The sequence below is a fragment of the Pseudomonas sp. 2FG genome (assembly GCF_005502935.1).
Classification (GTDB): Bacteria; Pseudomonadota; Gammaproteobacteria; order Pseudomonadales; family Pseudomonadaceae; genus Aquipseudomonas.
In genome coordinates this window covers 19,710-40,284 of record NZ_SCMP01000017.1, presented here as the reverse complement: position 1 = coordinate 40,284, position 20,575 = coordinate 19,710, and the positions used below count along the sequence as shown (strand labels likewise).

Here is a 20,575-nt window from a genome sequence, read left to right as displayed (position 1 = left end):
CGGCGCGAAGCTGCGGGCGGGGGATGAGACGGTGCCGATTCACTTCTTGCCCTCTTCGCGATTGATGGGATAACCGTTTGCCGCACCAAGTAGGGGTTGAATCAACATCCGGTCGAGCCAGAGATCACGGCTGGTGCGGAACTGTTCGATGCCGATGGTCATGCCTTCGTGGCCTTCCTGCGGCTGGGCACGGTAGGTTCCAAACAGTCGGTCCCAACAAGGCAGGTTGAAGCCGAAATTGCTGTTGGTCTCGTTCGGGTGGATGGAATGATGGACACGGTGCATGTCCGGGGTGACGAGGATCCAGCGCAGGGCGCGGTCCAGCCCGAGCGGAATGCGTACGTTGCTGTGGTTGAACATCGAAGTTGCATTCAGCAGCGCCTCGAAGACAAGCACCGCCATGGCGGGCGGTCCGAGCGAGACGACCACGGCGAATTTGAAGCCCATCGAGAGCAGGATCTCGATGGGGTGAAAGCGCAACCCCGTCGTGACATCGAACTCCAGGTCGGCATGATGCATTCGGTGCAGCCGCCAGAGGGCGGGGACCGCATGGAACATCACATGCTGAAGATAAATCGCGAGATCGAGCGCCAGTAGCGACACCAGCAAGGCGAGCCCGGCAGGCGGTTCGAACAGGTTAAGTAGGCCCCAGCCACGCGCCTCGGCAAGCAACGCAAGACCGACCGCAGCGACGGGGAAGGTGAGACGGACAAGGATCGTGTCGATCACGACCACGCCGAGGTTGTTGGTCCAGCGCAGCAAGCGGGGAATTTCCCGCCGGCGCCGGGGCGCCGCCACCTCCCATGCCGCCAACGCGACAAAAATGCCGAGAAACAAGCTGATGCGGATAAGCGGCTCGTTCTCAAGCAACAGTTCTGACATGCCCTTTCCTTCGTGATCGCCGAGCTAGAGCGCGTGGTCGTCGGCCATGCACAGTGATCCTCGCCTTCGGCGCATCGTGGAAACAGTCACTCAAAGTTGTTTGGCCTCTTTCCATGAAAGCATGGTCCTCGATCACCGCTAGCCGATCCTGCCCAGCGCCGGAAACATCTCCAAAAGCCAATAAGCGAAGGCCGAAAGTTGGCCGGTTACCATGGTCAGTCCCATCAGGATCAGGATCACACCGGAGCCAACATGGATCGCCCGGCTCCAACGGCGAAGCCGCTTCAGGTGGGCCAGGAAATAGTTGGTGAACAGGGCGGTCAACAGGAACGGCATCCCCAGACCCAGCGAGTAGACGGACAGCAGCGCGATGCCGTTGACGCCGGCGGCGCCACGGGCGGCGCTCATCGTCAAGATGCTGCCCAGGATGGGGCCAATGCAGGGCGTCCAGCCGAAGGCAAAGGCCACGCCCAGGACGTAAGCGGCCAGCGGGCCGCCCGTGGACTTGAGCTGGTGGACGAAGCGCACGTCCATATGCAGCCAACGTGGGTTGATCAGACCGGTCATGAACAGCCCGAAAGCGATCACGATCAGCCCGCCGATCAGGTTGGTTTCCTGCCGGTGGGCGAGTAGCAGCCGGCTGATGGCGGTGGCGCTGGCCCCCAGCGCGATGAACACCGTCGTGAAGCCGAGTACGAAACTCAGGCTCATGCCGATCACGGCGAGCCGCTCGCGCCGGCCTTTCAAAGCCTGCAACTCGTCTACCGAGCGACCGGCGACGTAGGACAGATAGCCGGGCACCAGCGGCAGCACGCAGGGTGACAGGAACGAGATCATCCCGGCGGCAAAGGCGCTCAGGATGCCGATGTTACTCAGACTCATCGCCGACTAATTCCTCTGGGTTGAAGCAATGACCTCGCGCAGGTACTCGATGACCTCCGGGCTGTCCCATTCGGCGGCACCGAGCTTGCGGCCCACCTCCCGGCCCTGGCGATCCAGCAGCAAGGTGATCGGCAGGCCGAACGCGTTGAGGCTCGAGATCGCTCGGGCGCTGTCGTCGATATAGAGCTCGAGGTGCTGGATGCCGATCTCGCGGTAGAAGTCCCGCACGACCTGCGGCCCGTCTTGATCGGTGGCGAGCGCAAGGACCTGAAAGTCGGCGCCGCCGAGCTGCGCCTGCAGCCGATCCAGGGTCGGCATCTCCTGGCGGCATGGGGCACACCAGGTTGCCCAAACATTCAGCAGCACCACCTTGCCCTTGAAGTCGGCCAGGGTGTGGGGCGTGCCCTCGCCATCGACGAATTTGACCTCCGGCACTGGCATCGACTGAGGCCAGATCATCAAGCCGGCGCGGGTGCTGGGCTCGGCGGCCTGCTCGGCTCCCTGGCTGCCGGCCTGCAGGACGAGGGCCATGAGGCCTGCGGTTGCCAGCCGCCAAACCCAGACTAGGCCGGTGCGCTTAGAGCGTTCCCTTGAACTTGGGCTCGGCAGCTGCGACGGCTGCAGTACAGCTTGAACGGCTCCCGCTTCGGCCCGCCCCTGCCTGGCGGCGCATGCGGGGTACCGAGAAGCCCGTGACCATGGGCGTTCCCTCAAGAGCCTGTTGATGAACTCCATCGGCAGGTGGCCTTCGACCACATAGTTCTGAATTCGCATGGCGCGGTAGCCATCCTGCTTCTCGGGGATGTTCTGTTCCTGCTTGATCCTGACCAAGTCGTTGGTCGCTACGACCTCCATCTGGAGGCCGTTCGCCTGCAGGCACTCCGTAGCGGACACACGTCCTTGTAACGGGTGTAGACGAAGTTCTGGACGACTACCTTGTCTGTAGATCGGACAAGCCCGCCGGCTTGTTGGTGAGGTCGAACAAGCGGAAACCGAACGCTTTGGTGTCCACCCACTGAGTGTAGCGCTCCTGACCCGCCGAGTCGGCGCTCTGTAGAGACTGGATTATTGACCCCTCGGGCCAGCGCTAAAGCGCTGTTCGGGTCCCGCTCCCCGCTTACGCGGGGACAAGCTGCGCGGGAATGACGAGGAAGAACTAATGCAGGGCGTCCTTAGAGCCTGTTCACGATCTCGCGAGCTAAGGTCAGGCAAGGCGAAATCGGGCTCAAAAGCGCAGTTTACAAGTAGTAAATGAGCATTTTTAGCCCGATTTCAACGCCGCATGGCCGACGCGCAGCAGATCATGAACAGGTTCTTAGGCCATTCCAGTTCAAGACTGGCAAGGGGAGATCGCCTTGCGTTGCTTCTTTAGTCAGCCAGTCAGGTCAATGATGAGTCGTCTTCGAAGCTCAGCAAGTCCTCGGCGGCGCTTTGATGCAAGCAGTTCGCGCAATGCCAGGTCGCTGAGAATCCATGGGGAGAAGAATCACTACCCGCAGCAACTACGCTGTACCTGAATTGGCGGACACTTAACCGAACCGTAGGAGCAGAACACGCAGCAGTCGCCAGGGATGGGTCGTAGCAGTGCCTTGCAGTTGCTGCACTGGTAGTAGAACTGGCAGGCATCTGTAGGCATGCTTTCCTGCTTGGCAAATCCACAGTGCGGGCACCTCAGCACGGACTCGAGGACTACGGTGCTCATGGGCTGGTTCGCTTCTGAAGGGTGGAAGGGTAACCCGCATTCGTGGTCGCCTCGATGAGGGCATCCGGCGCGGCCTTGTCGGGGTCGAAGGTGACGGTGGCGGTCTTGTTGTCGAAATTGACCTTGGCGGCACTTACGCCGGGTACCTTCTCCAACGATTTCTTGACCGTGATCGGGCAGAGTCCACACGTCATATTCTTCACATCCAGGGTGACGGTTTGCGGTGTTGCAGCCAACGCTATGAGGGGCAAAGCGGCGAGCGCGGCAATCAGCAATAGGCGCATGGGAAGCTCCTTTCAGTAGAACAATGGGGCGAACCACGGCACCGCCAGCAAGACGACCAGCAGCACTGTGACGAGCCAGAAGGTAAGCCGCTGCCGCTTGAGCGTGCGCGGCTCGGCGCACTGCATGCCTGGTGCACAAGCACGTGGTACCAGGTAGAGCGTGCGCATGGCCAGGCCCAAGAACAGCAGGGTCATACCGATGAAGATGGGGCGGTAGGGTTCCAGCGCCGTCAGGTTAGCGACCCATGCCCCACCGATACCGAGCGCCAGCAATAGCAGTGGTCCGACGCAGCACAGCGACCCGCCGAGGGCTGCCAGCCCTCCGGCGGTCAGTGAGCTGTTTGCGCTGTTCTGTGCCATATCCGTTTCCTTGAAGCTATCTGCATAGTGCTACTCTAAATTCTGTACCAAGGTACGGAGTCAAGAGGGGTGTGATGGCAGCAGGTTTAACGATTGGCAGACTGGCGGATGCGGCTGGGGTGAACGTCGAGACGGTTCGCTATTACCAGCGGCGTGGTTTGCTCGAAGAGCCAGCAAAACCAGTGGGAGGGCAGCGGCGCTATCCCCCAGAGATGGTGAAGCGGCTGCGCTTCATCAAGCGGGCGCAAGTACTAGGTTTCACTCTTTCCGAAATCACCGGCTTGCTGCGACTGGACGCGGGGTGCGAGTGTGCGGAGGCGCGTGAACTGGCTGCCCACAAGCTGGCGCTAATCGAGCAGAGGATCGCTGACCTTGCAGCGATCCGGCAGGTCCTGACCAGTCTGGTGCGGCAATGCGATGCCGGCGAATTCGGAACGGCTTGCCCGATTATCGCTGCGTTGGCCCGAGATGATCAGCAGTAGCGAAGGCGCTCATCAGTTCGAGCGCAGGTGATCCATCACCATGCTCAGCATGGCGAGCCATTAGATCGGATCGAGGCTGCCGCTACGGCTGCGGATCGGGAGATTCTGGGCAATGGCGACGCTCATCCTGCCCACCCCAAGGTCAGTGCGGTAAGCACCAGGTAGCGTGCCCCCTTAGCCAGCGTCACGATCAACAGGAAGCTCCAGAACGGCTCGCGCATGACGCCCGCTACAACGGTGAGCGGGTCACCGATGATCGGCAGCCAAGTCAGCAGTAACGACCAGCGACCATAGCGGTGGTACGCCTGCTGAGCTTTTTCCAGGTTGCGGTCACTGACGGGAAACCATCGTTTATGGCGCAAGTGCTCGACATAGCGGCCCAGCAGCCAGTTCAGCGCCGAGCCCAGCACGTTGCCTGTGGTCGCAGCAGCCAACAGTGCCGAGAGCGGATATTGGTCGGTGAGCAGCAGCCCGACCAATACCGCTTCCGACTGCAAGGGCAGAAGCGTGGCGGCACCAAATGCCGCCAGGAATAGGCCGAGATAGCCGGACAGTTCCAACACCTGATCGCGGCCCCTATGCGCTCAAGCCAATCCAGCCATGGATGCCGACATAGATACCCACACCGATGATCAGCACGCTGGAGAAGTAGGGCGCACGGCGAGCCAGCGCGCCGAGCCAGGGCCAGCGGTTCGAAGCTTGCCGCGCACCCACGGCAGCAGCGGCTCCTACAGTGACCAGGGTGATCGCCAAGCCGATGCTGAAGCACAACACGAGCACTGCGCCCAGCGCGATTTCCTTCACCTGAAGGCATAGGAGCAGGACGGTAATGGCTGCCGGGCAAGGAATGAGGCCACCCGTCAGGCCGAACAGTATGATCTGTCCTGTGGTGACATCGCGATTGGTGAAGCGCTTGCGAATGTCATTGGCATGCGCGCGCTCGTGGGCATCCTGGTAACCCCCCAGCGACAGCTCTAGGCCTTCCAACTCGGCATGCTGGCGATCATGGTCGTGCTCATGGAAGTCCAGGTCATAGTCATGCGAGTGGCCGGCATGTCCGAGGCTCAGCCGAGCGCTGAACTCGTGAGGTTCAGGAATGTCATCCTGCGACTCCAGATAAGCGCCCCGATCGGTAAATCGGAACGACTGGGTCTGCCCGTCCGGGCGGGTCGTCAGCACGCTCACTTCTGCGGCGGGCCAAGCATGACCGCTCAGCGTTTTCATGCGCCAACGTGGCGGTACACCCTCCTCGAAGACCGACAGCTCGATGCGCCCGTGCCCCGTGTCGATGCGGTGAGTTTCATCATGGTGATGATGGTCATCGCCTTCCTCGAAGCGCCACATCTGCTCGCCGCGCCAGGTGCGCCAGAGCATCCAGAGCGCGATGACGATGATGATGGCGGAGGACGCGAGCTGGAAGTAAGGCTCGGTGGTTTCGGCGTCCAGATTCTGACCGAGGTGCATGCCGCCCAGCGCCACCAGCCAGACCACTGCGGTATGCGAAACCGTCGCGGCAAGCCCAAGAAGTACGGCCTGTTTCACCGAACCGCGGATGGCCACGATAAAGGCCGCCATCATGGTCTTCGAGTGTCCCGGCTCAAGGCCGTGCAAAGCGCCCAGCAAAATGGCGCTGGGGAAGTACAACCAGGCGTTTGACGCCCCCTGTTGCAAGATTTCGGCGAAGCTCGACATGGCAGACCTAGAGGTATTTGGTGATTTGTTTGAATTCTTCCAGCGGTGCGCGCTCGCCACTGGTGAGGGCGCCGACCGTGTGTTCCAGGCAGTGATCGATGTGATCCTGGATCAGCGTGCGCTTGGCCTGGCAGACGGCCTTCTCCACCGCATGCAGTTGCTGGGCGATGTCGACGCAGGCGCGACCGTCTTCGATCATGGTGATGATGCTGCGCAAGTGGCCTTCGGCGCGTTTAAGCCGCTTGATGATGTCGTCGTGTGTCTGATGGGGGTGACTATGTTCGCTCATGGCAATTGCCTCGTTCTATCCCGTCACCGGCGAATCAGCGCCGGGACTGCTCGGATGTAGATCAGCTCACCGATAAGTTCGGTAAGGGTCTGGGTGATGATTGCGGCTGCCGCGAGGGTTCTCATCTCTTCGGGCAGTGCCAACGCCAAAGGCAGGGCAACCAAAGAGTTTCGCGTCGAGCTACTGAACGTGACGGTGCGAGCGGCTTGTGCAGGAAGCTTGAGCAGGCGTGCGCTTGCGAAACCGACCAGGGGCGCGAGCAGGAGAAACCCCAGGTAAACCGGTAGCACGGCCACTAGGCGATCGATGTCTCTCGCGACGTTGGAGATCTGGGAGCCAACCACCACGATCAGAACCACTGCCATCGCTGGTACCGGTAACCAGGCCCACGCAGAGCTCCAATCCTTTGCCAGGGTGGAGTGCTTAGTGGCAACTTCAGTGGCAATGGCCAACAACAGCGGCAACACGATCAGCAGCAGGAAAGCCTCGATGAAGGGGGATGCCGAAACGCTCACAGCCAACTCATCGCCAAGCATGAGCGTCAGGTACAGCGGCAACAGCAGCAGCTGTAGAACGAGGAGCACCGGTGTGGCTGACAGGATGAGTCTGGAGTCGCCCTTGCCCAGGTGGGTGAACACCACCACGTAGTCGATGCAAGGCGTCAGCAAAACCAGCAAGGCGCCTAGCAGAATCGCCGGCTGGCTTTTCAGTGGCAGCGTGAGCGCCCACACCAGGAAAGGCATCAGGACAAAATTTGCGATCAGCAAGGCGGCCATGAATCGCTTGTTGCGGACGCTCTCGCGCAGCTGCAGAAAGGGGATCTGCAAAAACATTGCATACATCAGAGCGCCAATACTCGGCGTGATCAGCGCTTCAGCGGATGTGCCGATGCTCGGAAAGGCCAGCCCGATAAATGCTGCCAGTAGTGTGGCAACGAAGTAGATTGGGATCTGCTGCTGTTCGAGGGTGTCGCGATTCAAGCTTTGCTCCAACTACTGCTTTGAAATCGGGTGAGCCTGCTCAACCTGAATGAACGATGTGCTGTAGCTGAGCGATCCTTTCCACTCAGTTACAGCCTCATCATATCCCCCTGGGGAGGATACGGTAAACGGATTGCCACCGGAAAGATTCGGGCCCTGAGGCGTTAGAACGCTCGGAGTGCTCAGCAAATCCCCAAAGACAGGCCAGTGATTGCCTATTGCCGGGGGCCGTTCTGCTCCCTGTCGGTCGAGGTAATCCGATTTCTGCGAGAAGCAGGGTTCAATGCCTTTCAGTGGCGCGCCGGCGCGGCTGATTGGATTTCGGCGGACGGCGAAAACAGTCCACAAATAGCGTGAAGCAATCAGCTTGAGGTGTGGCATGGAAGAATTGGTGTTTGTGTATAACGGAGACAGTGGCCTGGTGAATGGTGTGATGCATTACCTTCACAAGCGGATTTCACCGGACACCTATTCCTGTCAGCTCTGCGGCATCATCTATGACGGCATGTCCGTCAAACAGGAATGGCTCGCCTTCGTAAAGTCACTCGGGGTGAAGGCCGAATTTCTGCACCGTGATGAATACCGGAAGCGCTATGGAGAGTCCGCCCATGACTGGCCGGCTGTACTGTTGCACGATGGTCAGGTACTGAAAGCAATCGTCTTGAGCGCCCAAGATTTTGAGGCTATCTCCTCACTGGACGTTCTCAAGCAAAAGCTCGGGGATTTTGTGAGCCGCGAGTTTCCTGATCGATCTCCCCACGGCCAGGGTACCGGGTTGTCTCAGGCCTGAATTCTCACGCGGGTTATCCGGAGCCTCTGGATGCTCGTTTGCTGCGAGCAGTGGGAAAATCCCTGCCACTCAGAACGACCCGAAGCAACGCCTGGGCGAGCTTACCCGCGCTGGTCGGATCGCGGGGTGCTTGGGTGTGCGGGGAGTGATCCAGATGGATTCCCAAGGGCGCCGGGATAGGGGCTGCCGGATCAAGGCTTCCGATGAGGTGAGTTGGTATAGGCACTGTTGCGCCGGAATCAAGAGTGCGCAAAGAAGCTATGACCCAATCAAGGATCTGCGCACCTCAGCCGGACAAGGCTACGGCGAGCGATGGGCCCATCACCGTACCTGGCGCATCTTTCGCCCGCTGGAAACCGAAGGTCGGCCCGGGAGTCTGCGGCTCCTGAGCCTGTCTCGGTCTGGGCATAAACGCTAAAAGAACCTAGGGCATCGGCTCGGTTTCGCGTAGCAGCTGCTGTAGATCCGCTGGGATAGGCATTGGGGCTAAGGCACTCACCCGGGCGCGCCCTGTATTACCGATAGGCACCCAGATCCTGGAAAACAACAGGGCTGCGAGGATGCGTGGGATCTGACCCGCCAGCTCTCGAAAGTCCCTTGTCCGCCAGCCCAGTTGCAGCATAAGCCAATGCGATCGTGCGTGAAGTAGAGGCATACGCTGGGTGAGGATGTGGGCGCGTTCCAACCAGCGGAAGGCCTTCTGGTGATCCTGAACCCCGGTGGCAATGCTGGCTTGCAGAAAGGCCTCATCGATTGCGATGCGCAGTGCTTCTTTCATCTCAGATCCTCCATGGCCTACTTCTTCAGCAGGCGCAAACCGTTGAACACTACGAGCAGGCTGACACCCATGTCGGCGAAGACCGCCATCCACATCGTGGCTTGTCCGGTCAGGGTAATGGTCAGGAAAAGTGCCTTGATCCCCAAGGCCAACACGATGTTTTGTTTGAGGACTGCCGCGGTCTGCCGGGAAAGGTGAATGAATGCCGGGATCTTGCGCAGATCATCATCCATCAGCGCCACATCGGCAGTCTCGATGGCGGTATCTGTGCCAGCCGCGGCCATGGCGAAACCGATTTCCGATGTGGCCAGGGCGGGAGCATCGTTTATGCCATCCCCAACCATGCCAACGACGTGACCACGAGCTTGCAGTTCTTCAATGGCCTTCAGCTTATCGGCGGGCAGCAAGTTACCGCGTGCCTCATCAATGCCAACCTGCAGGGCGATAGCTTCGGCAGTGTGCGGGTTATCGCCTGTCAGCATCGTCGTCTTGACGCCCAACTGATGAAGCTCGCGGATAGCTGCTCGGCTTGACTCCTTGACCGTATCTGCAACAGCGAACACTGCAATCGCTCGGGATGGCTCACAGAGCACAATCACGGTCTTACCCTGGCGCTCCAGGCGATCAAGAACAGCCTCCAACCCCAGTGAGCAGAGACCAAGTGCTTCCACCAAACGGTGGTTGCCCAGGTGATAGCTGACAGCCTCGACAGTGCCGCGCACACCGCGTCCTGGCAGTGCTTCAAAACTGTCCACAGGCTTCAGCTGTAGACCGTTCTCGGCAGCATGCTTGGCGATAGCTTGAGAGACAGGGTGATCAGACCGGCCAGCCAGGCTGGCAGCCAGAATGCGATCACTTACAGAGTCAGTCTCGCCCAGAGGCATGTAGTCGGTTTGCACTGGCTTGCCATGGGTGAGGGTGCCGGTCTTGTCGAGCGCCAGGAAGTCGAGTTTGTGCCCGGTCTCGAGGTAGACACCACCTTTGACCAGGATGCCTTTGCGCGCCGCCGCTGCCAGGCCGCTGACAATAGTCACCGGCGTCGAGATCACTAGCGCGCAGGGGCATGCCACCACAAGCAATACCAGGGCGCGGTAGATCCAGTCGAACCAGGCGCCGCCCAGGAACAGCGGCGGTATCAAGGCAACCACTAAGGCAAAGATGAAAACGGCGGGGGTATATACCTTGGCGAACTGGTCGACGAAGCGCTGAGTAGGCGCCCGCGAGCCCTGTGCTTCCTCCACGGCATGAATGATGCGCGCGAGCGTCGTGTTGCTGGCGGCAGCGCTGACCCGGTATTCCAGCGAACCCGCTTGATTGATCGTGCCGGCGAAGACTGGGTCACCAATGGTCTTCTCGACCGGCAGACTCTCCCCGGTGATTGGGGCCTGGTTGATGGTGGAGTTACCGGCGATGACCTCGCCATCCAGGCCGATTCGTTCACCCGGGCGGACGCGAACAAGGGCACCGACCTCGAGCGTTTTGACATCCACATCAAGCCAGCTGCCATCGGCTTGCTGGACAGTAGCCCGTTCGGGAGTCAAATTCATCAGCCCACGGATTGCATTGCGAGCCCGATCGAGGGACTTCGCCTCGATCAACTCGGCCACCGCGAACAAGAACATGACCATCGCCGCTTCCGGCCATTGGCCGATCAAGACCGCCCCGGTCACTGCAATGCTCATCAATGCATTGATGTTGAGGTTGCTATTCTTCAGTGCAATCCAACCCTTCTTATAGGTGGTCGGCCCACACAGCAGGATCGCTACCATTGCCACTCCGGCCACTACCCACTCGGGGGCCAGCGCTGCGAAGTGAATGACTTCTGCCGACACGGCAGCTACGCCCGAGAGTGCCAGCGGCCACCATGCTTTCTTGCGTGGAGCAACGACCTCTCCGTTTTCAGACTTGGCAGCGGTCTCAGTTAAGGGCGTAAAGCCAAGGTCGCGAATTGCGGCAAGTGCCTGGGGAAGAGCCTCCGGTTTATGGCTGATAGTCAGCACGCGTTGCAACAGGTTGAATTCGAGACCTTCTATACCCGTCAGTCCAGACAGCTTGTCGCGGATGAGCTTTTCTTCGGTCGGGCAGTCCATCTGCTCGATGCGGAAGCTGCTCAGTTTTGCAGCGGCTTCGCTCACCCCGGATGCGCTTTCTCCTGCGCAGCAACTGACCGCCTCTGCAGGAGAGCAGCAGGCGTCTGGCTGATGAGCCTCGGGTTTACGTTCTTCCCCACAGCAGTTCGTCATGCAGATGTCCTCAGTGATCTATGTTGCGGAGTGCACACCCTGAAGCCACTATAGGGTCAAGCTTTTGTTGGAGGTGAGTGATGAAGATCGGCGAATTGGCCAGGCTGACGGACTGCCAGGTCGAAACCATCCGCTATTACGAACGTGAAGGGCTCCTGGCCGCTCCCGCGCGCAGCGAGGGTAATTACCGCTTGTACAGTGAAGGGCATGTCGAGCGACTCACGTTCATTCGAAACTGCCGCACGCTGGATATGACCCTGGGCGAGATCAGACGCTTGTTGAGGCTCAGGGACCGCCCCCAGGAAAACTGCGAAGGCGTCAATGCATTGATCGATGAGCACATCCAGCATGTGGAAGCGCGAGTCGCCAGCTTGCAAGCCTTGCAAGAGCAGTTGGTTGAGTTGAGGAATCGCTGCTCAGCTGAAAGAGGGATCGAGCAGTGCGGAATACTTCACCAACTGAATGTCAGCGGGGGGATCAACCTTGCTATCGATGACGACCACTCCCATGTGGGCAGGAGTCATGGCCATTAGTGGTATGGAGAGGGCCAAGGCTTAAGGGGCCGACACGAAGGGCTCGCCGAGGTGGCGAGCCCTTTTGCCTCCAGCCCAACGACCTTGGACTGAAAACTCGATCACCAATAGCGGGTCAGTTCGCCGGGTATTCGGCAATTGTTTGATCGGTGCCTGTTTTAGTCAAACCGATGACCTGATAGGCATCCTGCCTTCCCCCAGCCTCCATTCCAGGAGAGCCTGCCGGCATACCAGGGACCGCGATGCCGGCGAGATCGGGATGCTTATTCAGCTCGAGGATCTGCGCAGCAGGAACGTGACCCTCGACGAACTTCCCATTGATCACTGCGGTGTGACAGGACGCCAGTCGGGGAGCGACGCCGAGGCGCTGCTTGACCGCACTCATGTTGGACTCGACATGGTCGTTGACCTTGAAGCCATTGGCCTCGAGGTGCTTGATCCATTTCTTGCAGCATCCACAGCTGGCACTGCGGTGCACATCAATTGTCAGCGCCTCTGCTGCCTGAGCTGCAGAAGCCATGAACAAGGTGGCGAATGCGGCGACACGCAGTGCTCTGCCTTTCAGAAGAAGTTTAGCCTTCATGGACGTGCTCTTTCCCATCGGCGTGGGTGTGTGTAGTGCCTGCTGGCTTGGACTCTGGCTCAGGCTCGTCAGGTGCTTGCCCGGAGTCATGGTGACTCGCCCCAGCCACTTCGCCGGCATGGTGATCTTCGCCTGCAGCGTCATCATGGCCAGCGCCGGCTGACTTGTCGCTACCGTGTTGGCCTTCATGGTTATGCATTTCAGTTTCGCCACCACCATGCTGGTGACCGCCGCTGGATGCGATCAAGGCTTGGTACTTCTCTGCATCGAGAGTCGGCAGCTGCTGCAGGAAGGCCACCATGCCCCAGATATACTGGTCGCCCATGCTCTTGCCCCAGGCGGGCATGCCGGAGGCCTTGATGCCGTGCTTGATGATCCAGAAAGCAGTCGCCGGGCTTCCGTCCACACCGACTTTCATCAGGTTCGGCGGCGCCGGGTACAGGCTCTGGCTCAACTCGGTTTCTGCGGTGCCAGGGGCCAGGTGACAGCCGATGCACATCGAGTTGTAGTTGCCGGCCCCGGCGCGGATCATCGCCTCATCCTCTAGGTTGGGCACCTGGATGTCCTGGGAGCGCACCTCGATGGAGCGATCACGGGCCATGGCCAGGAAGGCATGCACGGCCGGCAGATGGGGATCATCGGCGCCTACGTTAACCAGGCCAAAGTAGGCACCGGCGCCTGCTGCGGCGCTTGCGACGATACTCGCTGCCACTAAGGTTTTAATTGTTCTTTTCATCTCAGATCCTCAAAACCACATCCGAATACCGGCTACAAAGCGAGCCTCGTTATCATCCTCACCTTCATCGCGAGCCATATCGGCGGTATTGCCGTAGGCGCGATTCCAGGTGACGCCGATGTAGGGGGCGAACTCCCGGCGAATTTCATAGCGCAGCCGCAGGCCGACCTCGGTATTGGCCAGCCCAGAACCGATGCCGCGTTCCGGGTCGTTCTTGCCGTAGAAGTTCACCTCGGCGGTCGGCTGCAGGATCAGGCGGTTGGTGAGCAGGAGGTCGTAGTCGCCTTCCAAGCGAGCGGCGGTCTGACCGTTCTCGCCGATGAAGGCGGTGGCCTCGGCCTCGAAACCATAGAGCGCCATGCCCTGGATGCCGAAGGCGCCCCAGGTTTGCGCTGAGCCGGGTTTGAAATCCTGCCGGACACCGGTGACCACGTCCCACCAGGGGCCAATGGCGTGTCCCCAGAGTGCTTGGATCTCAGCCTCCTCGGTCACGCCGCTGGTTCGCTCTCCTTCGGAGCGCAACCAGAGGCGATCGACGTCGCCGCCGATCCAGCCGATGGCATCCCAATTCAGTGCGCTGCCCTCATCGGCGTCCTGGTATTCCAGTTGGTCCAGCAAGAAGAAGGAGTTGAGCTGCTGGTCATGCACAGCATGGCCAGGCAGCGGAGGGAAGGCCGCTGCACGGTCGGCGTCGGTCAGGACTGGAATCGGGGTCCGACTCGTTGTCCTGGGGCCTTCGTCAGCGCTGCCAGGGTTCATCTGGCTGTGGTCCATGGAGCTATGGTCCATCGAACCCATTTTACTGTGGTCCATGGGCTCCATTGAGCCATGTCCCATTGCCGAGTGATCCATCTGGGCGCTGTTGGAACGGGTCTGCTTGGGTGGCGTGGATCCAGCTCTAGATGCAGGCTTAGCTTCCACCGCGGCAGGCGCCGGCGAAGCTGAGTGCATCGAATGGTCCATTGCCTCGGCGGCATTCGCCAGACCGGCCGTAACCGTGCTGAACGAAACGGCCAGAGCCATCAGGCTCGGATGGAAAAACCTACTGGTCATGATCTCGGTCCGCATCGGCCTTGTTAGCTTTGGGCTCATGGTTCATCGAGCCATGCGCCATCTTGCTGTGATCCATCGAGCCATGGTTCATGGAGCCGTGATCCATTTTTCGCGAGTCGGCCGCCTGGCCCTTCTGCTGGGGGGCGGGCTTGCCGGTGGAATTCGCAACAGGAGCAGTGGAGTGCTCATGCTCGCCATGGTCACCAGAAGCAACCGCGATGGGCATTTGCATGACACCCAGCAGGCTAACCGCGAAGGCACTGCCGATCAGGGTTTTACGATTCAGGAATTTGCTCATTATGGGTCTCCTTTACTCATCCACTCGGACTTCGCGGAACATGCCCATTTCCATGTGCAACAGCAGGTGGCAGTGGTAGGCCCAGCGGCCGAGGTTATCGGCAGTCACGCGGTAGCTGCGCTTCGAGCCTGGCGGCATGTCGATGGTGTGTTTGCGCACCATGAAGTTGCCGTGCTCATCCTCCAGGTCGCTCCACATGCCGTGCAGGTGGACGGGGTGAGTCATCATGGTGTCGTTCACCAGGGTGATCCGTAGCCGCTCGCCGTATTTGAGGCGCAGGGGCTGCGCATCGGAGAACTTGATGCCGTCGAACGACCAGGCGAATTTCTCCATATGGCCGGTCAGATGCAATTCGACTGTGCGGCTCGGTTCGCGGCCATCGGGATCGGGAAAGGTGCTTTTGAGATCCGCATAGGTGAGAACCCTACGGCCGTTGTTCCGCAAGCCGATACCCGGATCGTCCAGCTTCGGCGTCGGGCTCATGGTCTGCATGTCGACCAGCGGATTGTTGTCCTCCGATGCTTGGTGCGACTGCATTCCGGCCATGCCAGCCATCTTGCTGTGATCCATGCCAGCCATGTCGCCATTGCCCATGCCGGCCATCTTGCTGTGGTCCATGCCAGCCATGTCACCACTGCCCATGCCAGCCATCTTGCGGTGATCCATACCGGCCATGCCGCCCATACCGCCCATGCTTCCATGGTCCATGCCCATGTCGCCCATGCCGATCAGCGGCCGGGGATCGATCTCGGGAACGGGGGCGTTCAGGCCTTCACGCACAGCCAGGGTGCCGCGGGCATAGCCGGTGCGGTCCATGGATTGGGCGAAGAGGGTGTAGGCCTCGGCGCCGCTCGGCTCGACTATCACGTCATAGGTTTCCGCGACTGCGATGCGGAACTCATCGACGCTGACAGGTTTGACGCGCTGGCCATCGGCGGCCACCACGGTCATTTTCAAACCCGGGATGCGCACATCGAAGTAGCTCATGGCCGAGCCGTTGATAAAGCGCAGGCGGATCTTCTCGCCCGGTTTGAAGAGGCCGGTCCAGTTGCCGTTGGGCGCCTGGCCGTTCATCAGGTAGGTGTAGGTGTAACCGCTGACGTCGGCGAGATCGGTGGGGCTCATTTTCATCTCGGCCCACATCTTCCGATCGGCCACGGCGGCTGACCAGCCGTTCTCGCTCACGTCATCGATGAAGTCGCCGACGGTGCGTTTGTGGAAGTTGTAGTAGTCCGACTGCTTCTTGAGCTTGGCCATGACCCGGGCAGGGTTTTCATCGGTCCAGTCCGACAGCATCACGACATAGTCGCGGTCGTACTGGAACGGCTCGGGCTCTTTGGCGTCGATCACGATCGGGCCATAGACGCCCACCTGTTCCTGCAGCCCTGAGTGGCTGTGGTACCAGTAGGTGCCGTTCTGCTGGACCCTGAACCTGTACTCGTACATGCCATCCGGCGCGATGCCGTGGAAGCTCAGGCCGGGGACGCCGTCCATGTTGGCGGGCAGGATAATGCCGTGCCAGTGGATGGAGGTGTCTTCATCCAGGCGGTTCTTGACCCGCAGCGTGACCGTGTCGCCTTCGCGCCAGCGCAGCAGCGGACCCGGCAAGGTGCCGTTGATGGTCATCGCCGTACGCGGTGAACCTGTGATATTCACCGGGGTTTCGCCAATGAACAGGTCGAACTCGGTGCCGCTGAGCACAGTCGGCAGGCCCGGACTGGTCACTGCCCATACCGGGGCGCGCCACAGGCCCAGGCCGCCGAGAAGGCCGCCGGCGGCCAGGCCTTTGACGAAGGTCCGCCTGGAGGTTTTGGATTGCATGCCGTAAATGTCCAATCAGTCAAAGGAAGCCAGTGCTGAACAGCCCGCATGTGACGCTTGCAGGTTGGGCTGCCTGGTCAGGAGTTTCTTCGCGCGCTCCTGACCAGCCGTCCCGCTGCCGCTATGAGTCAGACGCACGCGCCAGCGAGCGTAGAAACTGCCACATTTGAACCATCCGGGTGATTACATTTCTGTAAGGTCGGACGCTGCGAAGTGGATCAGCAGTTGGCGTGAGCGGTCGCCTTGGCCTTGCTTTGAGCTACTGGGGCTTCAGCCTTCTGCGTCTGTGCAAGCTGGTAGGCCTCCATCGAGACTTTCCGGGCCTGCTCCATACGCGCGAAGGTCCGGTCACCGCCACCTGCGGCCATGGCCAGGGAGGAGGCGGTCAGAGCGGTGATTACGAAGAGCGCTTTCATGGATTGCATGTGGGTATCCTCAAGTGAGATTTGCTTACCCCGTGGAGTCCATCTCTCAAGCTGGACTTGGGGTTGAGCTTCTGGCTCGAAGTAACCTTAACCATCACGCCCTGTCAGAAAGCTGAGGCGAACATTACAGTTCAGTCAGGTTGCCATTTCCTTCTTGAAGAGCCTGCTCCTTGCTCTGTAGTGTCTGGGCCATGCTAGGCAGGCAACCGTGTTGAGTGGTTGCCTGGAATGCGTGTTGCGCAGTCATGCCTATGCTTCCGCGGGTCAGAAACGAGCAGTCGGACCTGACCTCAACACCATCACCGATCGAGAGAGCTAACCCAATGTCGAGAAAAACTACCGCCGCCACCGGTGCTGCCTTGGCGCTTGTTGCAGCCAGCCTGTTCGCCACTCTGCCCGCGCAAGCGGCACAAGATGCGAAAACTGCTGAAGTGAAGTGCTTTGGGGTCAACGGCTGTAAAGGCCAGAACGACTGCATGACCGCCAAGAACTCCTGCAAGGGCCAGGGCGAATGCAAAGGCCAGGGCTTCAAGCTGATGACCCAGGCCAAGTGCGATGAGGCCGGTGGCAAGACCAGCGAGTGAAGCAGTTCGGGAGTGCTTGCCACTCCCTTTCTCTGGAGTCCTGAATGAGTAAAAACAGCAGTCTGGGATTTGGTTTGGGGCTCCGCAGCGAGTATTACCACCAGATCTTGGAGCTTCGCCCCAGTGTCGACTGGTTCGAGATCATCTCGGAGAACTACATGGTGGGGGGCGGTAAAGCCCTTTACTTTCTGGACGCGATCAAAGAGCAGTACCCACTGGTGATGCATGGGGTTTCGCTGTCCATCGGTGGTCCGCGCTCAATCGATATCGACTACCTGCGCCAGTTGAAGCAGCTGGCTGAGCGAGTACAACCGCGTTGGATCTCGGATCACCTCTGTTGGAGCCGGGGCAATGCCCACCACCTGCATGACCTGTTGCCCCTGCCTTTCACCCAGGAGAGCTTGCTGCACGTCGCGGCCCGGGTACGGCTGGTTCAGGACGTGATCGAACGGCCATTGGTGCTGGAGAATGTCTCGGCCTACGTGCAATGGGCCGACTCCTCCATGAGCGAGGCGGCGTTCCTGGCTGAGCTTAGCTATTTGACTGGCTGCGAATTGCTCCTGGACATCAACAACGTCTACGTCAGCTCGCGCAATCAGGGGTTCGATGCCTGGCAGTTCATCCAAGAACTTCCCCAAGCGCGTATCCGCCAGATTCATCTGGCAGGGCACAGCGATTACGGGCACTACCTGATCGATACGCACGATCATCCAGTCGCTGACCCGGTCTGGGGCCTGTATGAGCGGGTCATCGGCTACCTGGGGCCTAGGGCCACCCTGATCGAGCGAGATGATTGCTTCCCACCGTTCGAGGAGTTGCTGGCGGAGCTGGAGAAGGCTCGAGGTATTGCGGCCGGGCGATTGCGGGAGGACGCCTCATGCGCCTGACTGCCATGCAGAAAGCATTTGAGGCGTACCTGACGTCAGGTGATAACGATGCGCCCCCCGAGCTGCTCGAGAGTATCCGGGGAAGCCGCACGCTTGCCGCTGAAGATGGGCTGAAGATCTACCACAACGCCTACCGTGCCCGGCTCCTGTCTGTCCTACGAGAGGATTTCCCCGCGCTCTATCAGTGGCTTGGGGATGACTCTTTTGAGCAGTTGGCCTTCGCCTACCTTGCGGCCTGGCCATCCAGCCATTTCAGCCTGCGCTGGTTGGGGGAGAAACTTCCCTGCTTCATCAGCGGCTACCTGGCCGACCCACAGTCCTCTGTGGTTCGAGAGTTGGCCGAGCTGGAATGGGCTTTCACCTTGGCGTTCGACGCGCCGGATGTGAAGCCATTGTCGCTGGAAATGATGGCCACACTCAGCCCCGATGAGTGGACAAGCCTGACAGTGAAGCTGCAGCCCTCGGTTCGGTGGCTGGAACTGCACTACAACACCCTGGAGAGATGGAAAGCAGTGAAAGGCGAGAGCCCTTCGCCAGACCCTGAACCGCTTCCTGAACCCATGATTTGCCTGGTCTGGCGATTCGACCTGACCTGCCAGTACCGCACATTGGGCCGCGGCGAAGCGGATGCGCTCAAGCTGATGGTGCAAGGCAACGTAACGTTTTCCGGGCTCTGCGCCACGTTGTTCGATGAGTTAGGAGAGCGAGCACCTTTACAGGCCGCCACATGGCTCAAACAGTGGGTGAGCGAAGGGTTGTTGATCCAAGCTGGCCCACGGTCAGATCAAGGTTAAGCGTCTATCGCGGACAAGCCGCTTGGCAGCAGTTAATCGTGAACATGCCCGTGGCCTTCGCTGCTGGCTTGGCCTTCGTGCTCACCACTGCCACATGCCGCAAGCAAGCCCAGCAGACAGACCAACAGCATGGATCGGCCCAGAATGGCTGTAGTTTTCATTGGGTAGTCCTTTCTTAAGAAGTAATGGTTATCTGATCTTTCAAGTCCAAGCCCCTCTCCCGCCGCATGGCGGGAGAGGGGCATGCCTTAAATCACCCGTTTGACGCCCAGGTATTCACCGGTCGTCTTCAGCGAGATGGTCACGTCGTTTTTGCTGCGATTGCGCCAGAACCAACCATGCGTGCCGTCAAAAATAGCGGTGAACTCACCCTTATCGCCTGTCACCTGCTGGCCTTTGCGGTAGCTGTGGAAATAGCCTTCGGCCCCGTTATAGGGCTCACCATGAGTGTCGTGATTCACCGGGCCTCCGGTGGTGGTGGACCATTCGTAGCTGACCTTGGCGTTATTCAACATTTCCAGCTTGATTTCGCGGGCTTCACCCGGCTTCAGGGTGACCGTCACTTCGTCGGTCTTTAGCGCAGGCTTAGGCTCCGACGCTGACTTAGCCGCAGGCTGTGCAGCAACCTGTACTGGTGACGTTTCCTGCGCCGGGGCTTGAGCAGGAGTCGTCACTATTGGTTGCGAGGCTGCTGCATCTGCAAGAGCTTCTTGCGCCAGGGTGATTTTCAGTTCACCCATTTGCGTTATGCGTATTTCGGCCCAGGTTCCAACGCCGTCAGGTTTCCGACCCAAGCACCGCCGATGCCGAGCGCCAACAGTACCAACGGCCCGACACAACACAGCGACGCGCCAATGGCGGCCAGCACCCCCCTCGATTAGCGAGCCTTTTCCGCTGAGTTGTGCCATGCCTGTCTCCTTGAACCTGCTTGCCAAGTACTATGCTAAATCCAGTACCTAAGTACGGAATCAAGGGGCAGGTGATGGCCGCAGAACTGACCATCGGCAAGCTGGCGGCTTCCGCCGGGGTGAACGTCGAGACGATCCGCTATCACCAGCGGCGCGGCCTGCTGGATGAACCGGCCAGGCCGCAGGGCGGGCAGCGGCGCTACGCGATGGAACAGGCGAAGCGGCTGCGCTTCATCAAGCGGGCACAGGCGCTTGGCTTCACGCTGTCTGAAGTCGGTGGGTTGCTGCGCTTGGACGCGGGCTGCGCGTGCGCCGAGACGCAGGCATTGGCGGCCCGCAAGCTGGCGCTGATCGAACAGAAGATCACAGACCTTGCCGCTATGCAGAAAGTGCTGGCCGGTCTGGTGCAGCAATGCGGTGATGGTAATGGTGGCGCGAGCTGTCCAATCATCGATGTGCTGACGAAGGATTAATAACTCGCCACGAGTTTCGTAGCCCCCCTGAAGGACTGCTACGGGGCGTTCTGAGCCGGTTGTGACCGACTCGGTTCGGCCAAAAAACAGCCGATGGACAAGCTGATGGCAAAGCA

General features: G+C 60.0%; 26 protein-coding genes and 2 pseudogenes. 7 read left to right on the top strand and 21 right to left on the bottom strand.

Annotation, left to right across the window (positions count from 1 at the left end):
* Window positions 1-39: 39 nt before the first annotated feature.
* The 6 genes from FFS13_RS16680 to FFS13_RS16655 form a co-directional block, all read right to left on the bottom strand.
* Window positions 40-882 (bottom strand): sterol desaturase family protein, encoded by an 843-nt coding sequence (locus tag FFS13_RS16680; protein WP_137820189.1) that lies wholly within the window; start codon window positions 880-882, stop codon window positions 40-42.
* 138 nt (window positions 883-1,020) lie between these two features.
* A complete protein-coding gene (locus tag FFS13_RS16675) occupies window positions 1,021-1,764 on the bottom strand; it encodes a cytochrome c biogenesis CcdA family protein (RefSeq protein WP_137820188.1) in 744 nt (247 codons plus the stop codon).
* Window positions 1,765-1,770: 6 nt separating this feature from the next.
* Entirely contained in the window at window positions 1,771-2,295 is a 525-nt protein-coding gene (locus FFS13_RS20195) for a TlpA disulfide reductase family protein (protein ID WP_305956020.1), read from the bottom strand.
* A gap of 958 nt (window positions 2,296-3,253) precedes the next feature.
* Window positions 3,254-3,466: a GDCCVxC domain-containing (seleno)protein gene (locus tag FFS13_RS20190; protein WP_137820186.1), complete on the bottom strand. Its 213-nt coding sequence runs from the start codon at window positions 3,464-3,466 to the stop codon at window positions 3,254-3,256.
* Entirely contained in the window at window positions 3,463-3,750 is a 288-nt protein-coding gene (merP, locus tag FFS13_RS16660; RefSeq protein ID WP_137820185.1) for a mercury resistance system periplasmic binding protein MerP, read from the bottom strand. Before merP ends, FFS13_RS20190 begins: the two co-directional genes overlap by 4 nt.
* 12 nt (window positions 3,751-3,762) lie before the next feature.
* Window positions 3,763-4,110 carry a mercuric transporter MerT family protein gene (locus FFS13_RS16655; RefSeq protein ID WP_137820184.1) on the bottom strand — a complete coding sequence of 116 codons (348 nt, stop codon included), beginning with the start codon at window positions 4,108-4,110 and terminating at the stop codon, window positions 3,763-3,765.
* A 74-nt stretch (window positions 4,111-4,184) separates the two neighbouring features.
* On the opposite strand from FFS13_RS16655, the gene merR (FFS13_RS16650) reads away from it, so the two are divergent.
* Window positions 4,185-4,592: an Hg(II)-responsive transcriptional regulator gene (merR, locus tag FFS13_RS16650; RefSeq protein WP_137820183.1), complete on the top strand. Its 408-nt coding sequence runs from the start codon at window positions 4,185-4,187 to the stop codon at window positions 4,590-4,592.
* Between the two features lie 122 nt (window positions 4,593-4,714).
* On the opposite strand, the gene FFS13_RS16645 is transcribed toward merR (FFS13_RS16650), so the two are convergent.
* Genes FFS13_RS16645 through FFS13_RS16630 form a run of 4 tightly spaced genes read right to left on the bottom strand, consistent with a single transcriptional unit; the run spans window position 4,715 to window position 7,553 of the window.
* Window positions 4,715-5,155, bottom strand: coding sequence for a YqaA family protein (locus FFS13_RS16645; RefSeq protein WP_137820182.1), 441 nt, complete (start codon window positions 5,153-5,155; stop codon window positions 4,715-4,717).
* A gap of 13 nt (window positions 5,156-5,168) precedes the next feature.
* Window positions 5,169-6,284, bottom strand: coding sequence for a nickel/cobalt efflux protein RcnA (locus FFS13_RS16640; RefSeq protein WP_137820181.1), 1,116 nt, complete (start codon window positions 6,282-6,284; stop codon window positions 5,169-5,171).
* A gap of 7 nt (window positions 6,285-6,291) precedes the next feature.
* Complete coding sequence (locus FFS13_RS16635; protein WP_137820180.1) at window positions 6,292-6,573, bottom strand: metal-sensing transcriptional repressor; 282 nt, start codon at window positions 6,571-6,573, stop codon at window positions 6,292-6,294.
* Window positions 6,574-6,596: 23 nt separating this feature from the next.
* The gene (locus tag FFS13_RS16630; RefSeq protein ID WP_137820179.1) at window positions 6,597-7,553 is read right to left on the bottom strand and encodes a bile acid:sodium symporter; all 957 of its coding nucleotides are present in this window, start codon (window positions 7,551-7,553) and stop codon (window positions 6,597-6,599) included.
* A 379-nt stretch (window positions 7,554-7,932) separates the two neighbouring features.
* Between FFS13_RS16630 and FFS13_RS16625 the strand changes: the two genes are divergently transcribed.
* Window positions 7,933-8,343 carry a hypothetical protein gene (locus FFS13_RS16625; RefSeq protein ID WP_137820178.1) on the top strand — a complete coding sequence of 137 codons (411 nt, stop codon included), beginning with the start codon at window positions 7,933-7,935 and terminating at the stop codon, window positions 8,341-8,343.
* Between the two features lie 424 nt (window positions 8,344-8,767).
* Here the strand turns inward: FFS13_RS16625 and FFS13_RS16620 are convergent, their stop codons facing one another.
* Together FFS13_RS16620 and FFS13_RS16615 are read right to left on the bottom strand one after the other, a co-directional pair.
* On the bottom strand, window positions 8,768-9,121 hold the full coding sequence (locus FFS13_RS16620) for a DUF3703 domain-containing protein (RefSeq protein ID WP_137820177.1): 354 nt from the start codon (window positions 9,119-9,121) through the stop codon (window positions 8,768-8,770).
* Window positions 9,122-9,138: 17 nt separating this feature from the next.
* Window positions 9,139-11,364, bottom strand: a complete 2,226-nt coding sequence (locus FFS13_RS16615) for a heavy metal translocating P-type ATPase (RefSeq protein WP_137820176.1) — start codon at window positions 11,362-11,364, stop codon at window positions 9,139-9,141.
* A gap of 80 nt (window positions 11,365-11,444) precedes the next feature.
* Here FFS13_RS16615 and cadR point away from each other — a divergent pair, with 80 nt between their 5' ends.
* On the top strand, window positions 11,445-11,897 hold the full coding sequence (cadR, locus tag FFS13_RS16610; protein WP_137820175.1) for a Cd(II)/Pb(II)-responsive transcriptional regulator: 453 nt from the start codon (window positions 11,445-11,447) through the stop codon (window positions 11,895-11,897).
* Window positions 11,898-12,012: 115 nt separating this feature from the next.
* Here cadR and FFS13_RS16605 read toward each other — a convergent pair whose 3' ends face one another.
* The 6 genes from FFS13_RS16605 to FFS13_RS16580 form a co-directional block, all read right to left on the bottom strand.
* A complete protein-coding gene (locus FFS13_RS16605) occupies window positions 12,013-12,480 on the bottom strand; it encodes a DUF411 domain-containing protein (RefSeq protein WP_137820174.1) in 468 nt (155 codons plus the stop codon).
* Window positions 12,470-13,216 (bottom strand): cytochrome c, encoded by a 747-nt coding sequence (locus FFS13_RS16600; RefSeq protein ID WP_137820173.1) that lies wholly within the window; start codon window positions 13,214-13,216, stop codon window positions 12,470-12,472. Before FFS13_RS16600 ends, FFS13_RS16605 begins: the two co-directional genes overlap by 11 nt.
* A 9-nt stretch (window positions 13,217-13,225) precedes the next feature.
* Window positions 13,226-14,269, bottom strand: coding sequence for a copper resistance protein B (locus tag FFS13_RS16595; RefSeq protein WP_137820172.1), 1,044 nt, complete (start codon window positions 14,267-14,269; stop codon window positions 13,226-13,228).
* On the bottom strand, window positions 14,259-14,567 hold the full coding sequence (locus tag FFS13_RS19870; protein ID WP_137820171.1) for a hypothetical protein: 309 nt from the start codon (window positions 14,565-14,567) through the stop codon (window positions 14,259-14,261). Before FFS13_RS19870 ends, FFS13_RS16595 begins: the two co-directional genes overlap by 11 nt.
* Before the next feature lie 12 nt (window positions 14,568-14,579).
* Window positions 14,580-16,388: a copper resistance system multicopper oxidase gene (locus FFS13_RS16585; protein ID WP_137820170.1), complete on the bottom strand. Its 1,809-nt coding sequence runs from the start codon at window positions 16,386-16,388 to the stop codon at window positions 14,580-14,582.
* Window positions 16,389-16,606: 218 nt separating this feature from the next.
* Window positions 16,607-16,813, bottom strand: coding sequence for a co-regulatory protein PtrA N-terminal domain-containing protein (locus FFS13_RS16580; protein WP_137820169.1), 207 nt, complete (start codon window positions 16,811-16,813; stop codon window positions 16,607-16,609).
* Between the two features lie 323 nt (window positions 16,814-17,136).
* Here FFS13_RS16580 and FFS13_RS16575 point away from each other — a divergent pair, with 323 nt between their 5' ends.
* Genes FFS13_RS16575 through FFS13_RS16565 form a run of 3 tightly spaced genes read left to right on the top strand, consistent with a single transcriptional unit; the run spans window position 17,137 to window position 19,078 of the window.
* Window positions 17,137-17,397: a hypothetical protein gene (locus tag FFS13_RS16575; RefSeq protein ID WP_137820168.1), complete on the top strand. Its 261-nt coding sequence runs from the start codon at window positions 17,137-17,139 to the stop codon at window positions 17,395-17,397.
* A 44-nt stretch (window positions 17,398-17,441) separates the two neighbouring features.
* Window positions 17,442-18,284: a DUF692 domain-containing protein gene (locus FFS13_RS16570; RefSeq protein WP_137820167.1), complete on the top strand. Its 843-nt coding sequence runs from the start codon at window positions 17,442-17,444 to the stop codon at window positions 18,282-18,284.
* Window positions 18,275-19,078 carry a DUF2063 domain-containing protein gene (locus tag FFS13_RS16565; protein WP_137820166.1) on the top strand — a complete coding sequence of 268 codons (804 nt, stop codon included), beginning with the start codon at window positions 18,275-18,277 and terminating at the stop codon, window positions 19,076-19,078. The genes FFS13_RS16570 and FFS13_RS16565 overlap by 10 nt, the downstream gene beginning before the upstream one ends.
* Window positions 19,079-19,110: 32 nt before the next feature.
* Here FFS13_RS16565 and FFS13_RS20185 read toward each other — a convergent pair whose 3' ends face one another.
* The 3 genes and pseudogenes from FFS13_RS20185 to FFS13_RS20180 all read right to left on the bottom strand — a co-directional run.
* A complete protein-coding gene (locus FFS13_RS20185) occupies window positions 19,111-19,239 on the bottom strand; it encodes a hypothetical protein (RefSeq protein WP_256657933.1) in 129 nt (42 codons plus the stop codon).
* Between the two features lie 87 nt (window positions 19,240-19,326).
* Window positions 19,327-19,860: pseudogene (locus FFS13_RS16560) on the bottom strand (transmembrane anchor protein); the annotation flags it as partial.
* Window positions 19,842-19,946 (bottom strand): annotated as a pseudogene (locus tag FFS13_RS20180) (mercuric transporter MerT family protein); the annotation flags it as partial. The pseudogenes FFS13_RS16560 and FFS13_RS20180, both read right to left, overlap by 19 nt.
* A 114-nt stretch (window positions 19,947-20,060) precedes the next feature.
* On the opposite strand from FFS13_RS20180, the gene merR (FFS13_RS16550) reads away from it, so the two are divergent.
* Window positions 20,061-20,459, top strand: a complete 399-nt coding sequence (gene merR, locus FFS13_RS16550; protein WP_137820163.1) for an Hg(II)-responsive transcriptional regulator — start codon at window positions 20,061-20,063, stop codon at window positions 20,457-20,459.
* Window positions 20,460-20,575: the final 116 nt, after the last annotated feature.

What these genes read in the sequence shown, in the direction of transcription:
- FFS13_RS16680 (WP_137820189.1), bottom strand. Translation starts at nt 882, where the DNA reads ATGTCAGAACTGTTGCTTGAGAACGAGCCGCTTATCCGCATCAGCTTG.
- FFS13_RS16675 (WP_137820188.1), bottom strand. Translation starts at nt 1,764, where the DNA reads ATGAGTCTGAGTAACATCGGCATCCTGAGCGCCTTTGCCGCCGGGATG.
- FFS13_RS20195 (WP_305956020.1), bottom strand. Translation starts at nt 2,295, where the DNA reads ATGGCCCTCGTCCTGCAGGCCGGCAGCCAGGGAGCCGAGCAGGCCGCC.
- FFS13_RS20190 (WP_137820186.1), bottom strand. Translation starts at nt 3,466, where the DNA reads ATGAGCACCGTAGTCCTCGAGTCCGTGCTGAGGTGCCCGCACTGTGGA.
- merP (WP_137820185.1), bottom strand. Translation starts at nt 3,750, where the DNA reads ATGCGCCTATTGCTGATTGCCGCGCTCGCCGCTTTGCCCCTCATAGCG.
- FFS13_RS16655 (WP_137820184.1), bottom strand. Translation starts at nt 4,110, where the DNA reads ATGGCACAGAACAGCGCAAACAGCTCACTGACCGCCGGAGGGCTGGCA.
- merR (WP_137820183.1), top strand. Translation starts at nt 4,185, where the DNA reads ATGGCAGCAGGTTTAACGATTGGCAGACTGGCGGATGCGGCTGGGGTG.
- FFS13_RS16640 (WP_137820181.1), bottom strand. Translation starts at nt 6,284, where the DNA reads ATGTCGAGCTTCGCCGAAATCTTGCAACAGGGGGCGTCAAACGCCTGG.
- FFS13_RS16635 (WP_137820180.1), bottom strand. Translation starts at nt 6,573, where the DNA reads ATGAGCGAACATAGTCACCCCCATCAGACACACGACGACATCATCAAG.
- FFS13_RS16625 (WP_137820178.1), top strand. Translation starts at nt 7,933, where the DNA reads ATGGAAGAATTGGTGTTTGTGTATAACGGAGACAGTGGCCTGGTGAAT.
- FFS13_RS16620 (WP_137820177.1), bottom strand. Translation starts at nt 9,121, where the DNA reads ATGAAAGAAGCACTGCGCATCGCAATCGATGAGGCCTTTCTGCAAGCC.
- FFS13_RS16615 (WP_137820176.1), bottom strand. Translation starts at nt 11,364, where the DNA reads ATGACGAACTGCTGTGGGGAAGAACGTAAACCCGAGGCTCATCAGCCA.
- cadR (WP_137820175.1), top strand. Translation starts at nt 11,445, where the DNA reads ATGAAGATCGGCGAATTGGCCAGGCTGACGGACTGCCAGGTCGAAACC.
- FFS13_RS16605 (WP_137820174.1), bottom strand. Translation starts at nt 12,480, where the DNA reads ATGAAGGCTAAACTTCTTCTGAAAGGCAGAGCACTGCGTGTCGCCGCA.
- FFS13_RS16600 (WP_137820173.1), bottom strand. Translation starts at nt 13,216, where the DNA reads ATGAAAAGAACAATTAAAACCTTAGTGGCAGCGAGTATCGTCGCAAGC.
- FFS13_RS16595 (WP_137820172.1), bottom strand. Translation starts at nt 14,269, where the DNA reads ATGACCAGTAGGTTTTTCCATCCGAGCCTGATGGCTCTGGCCGTTTCG.
- FFS13_RS19870 (WP_137820171.1), bottom strand. Translation starts at nt 14,567, where the DNA reads ATGAGCAAATTCCTGAATCGTAAAACCCTGATCGGCAGTGCCTTCGCG.
- FFS13_RS16585 (WP_137820170.1), bottom strand. Translation starts at nt 16,388, where the DNA reads ATGCAATCCAAAACCTCCAGGCGGACCTTCGTCAAAGGCCTGGCCGCC.
- FFS13_RS16580 (WP_137820169.1), bottom strand. Translation starts at nt 16,813, where the DNA reads ATGCAATCCATGAAAGCGCTCTTCGTAATCACCGCTCTGACCGCCTCC.
- FFS13_RS16575 (WP_137820168.1), top strand. Translation starts at nt 17,137, where the DNA reads ATGTCGAGAAAAACTACCGCCGCCACCGGTGCTGCCTTGGCGCTTGTT.
- FFS13_RS16570 (WP_137820167.1), top strand. Translation starts at nt 17,442, where the DNA reads ATGAGTAAAAACAGCAGTCTGGGATTTGGTTTGGGGCTCCGCAGCGAG.
- FFS13_RS16565 (WP_137820166.1), top strand. Translation starts at nt 18,275, where the DNA reads ATGCGCCTGACTGCCATGCAGAAAGCATTTGAGGCGTACCTGACGTCA.
- FFS13_RS20185 (WP_256657933.1), bottom strand. Translation starts at nt 19,239, where the DNA reads ATGAAAACTACAGCCATTCTGGGCCGATCCATGCTGTTGGTCTGTCTG.
- merR (WP_137820163.1), top strand. Translation starts at nt 20,061, where the DNA reads ATGGCCGCAGAACTGACCATCGGCAAGCTGGCGGCTTCCGCCGGGGTG.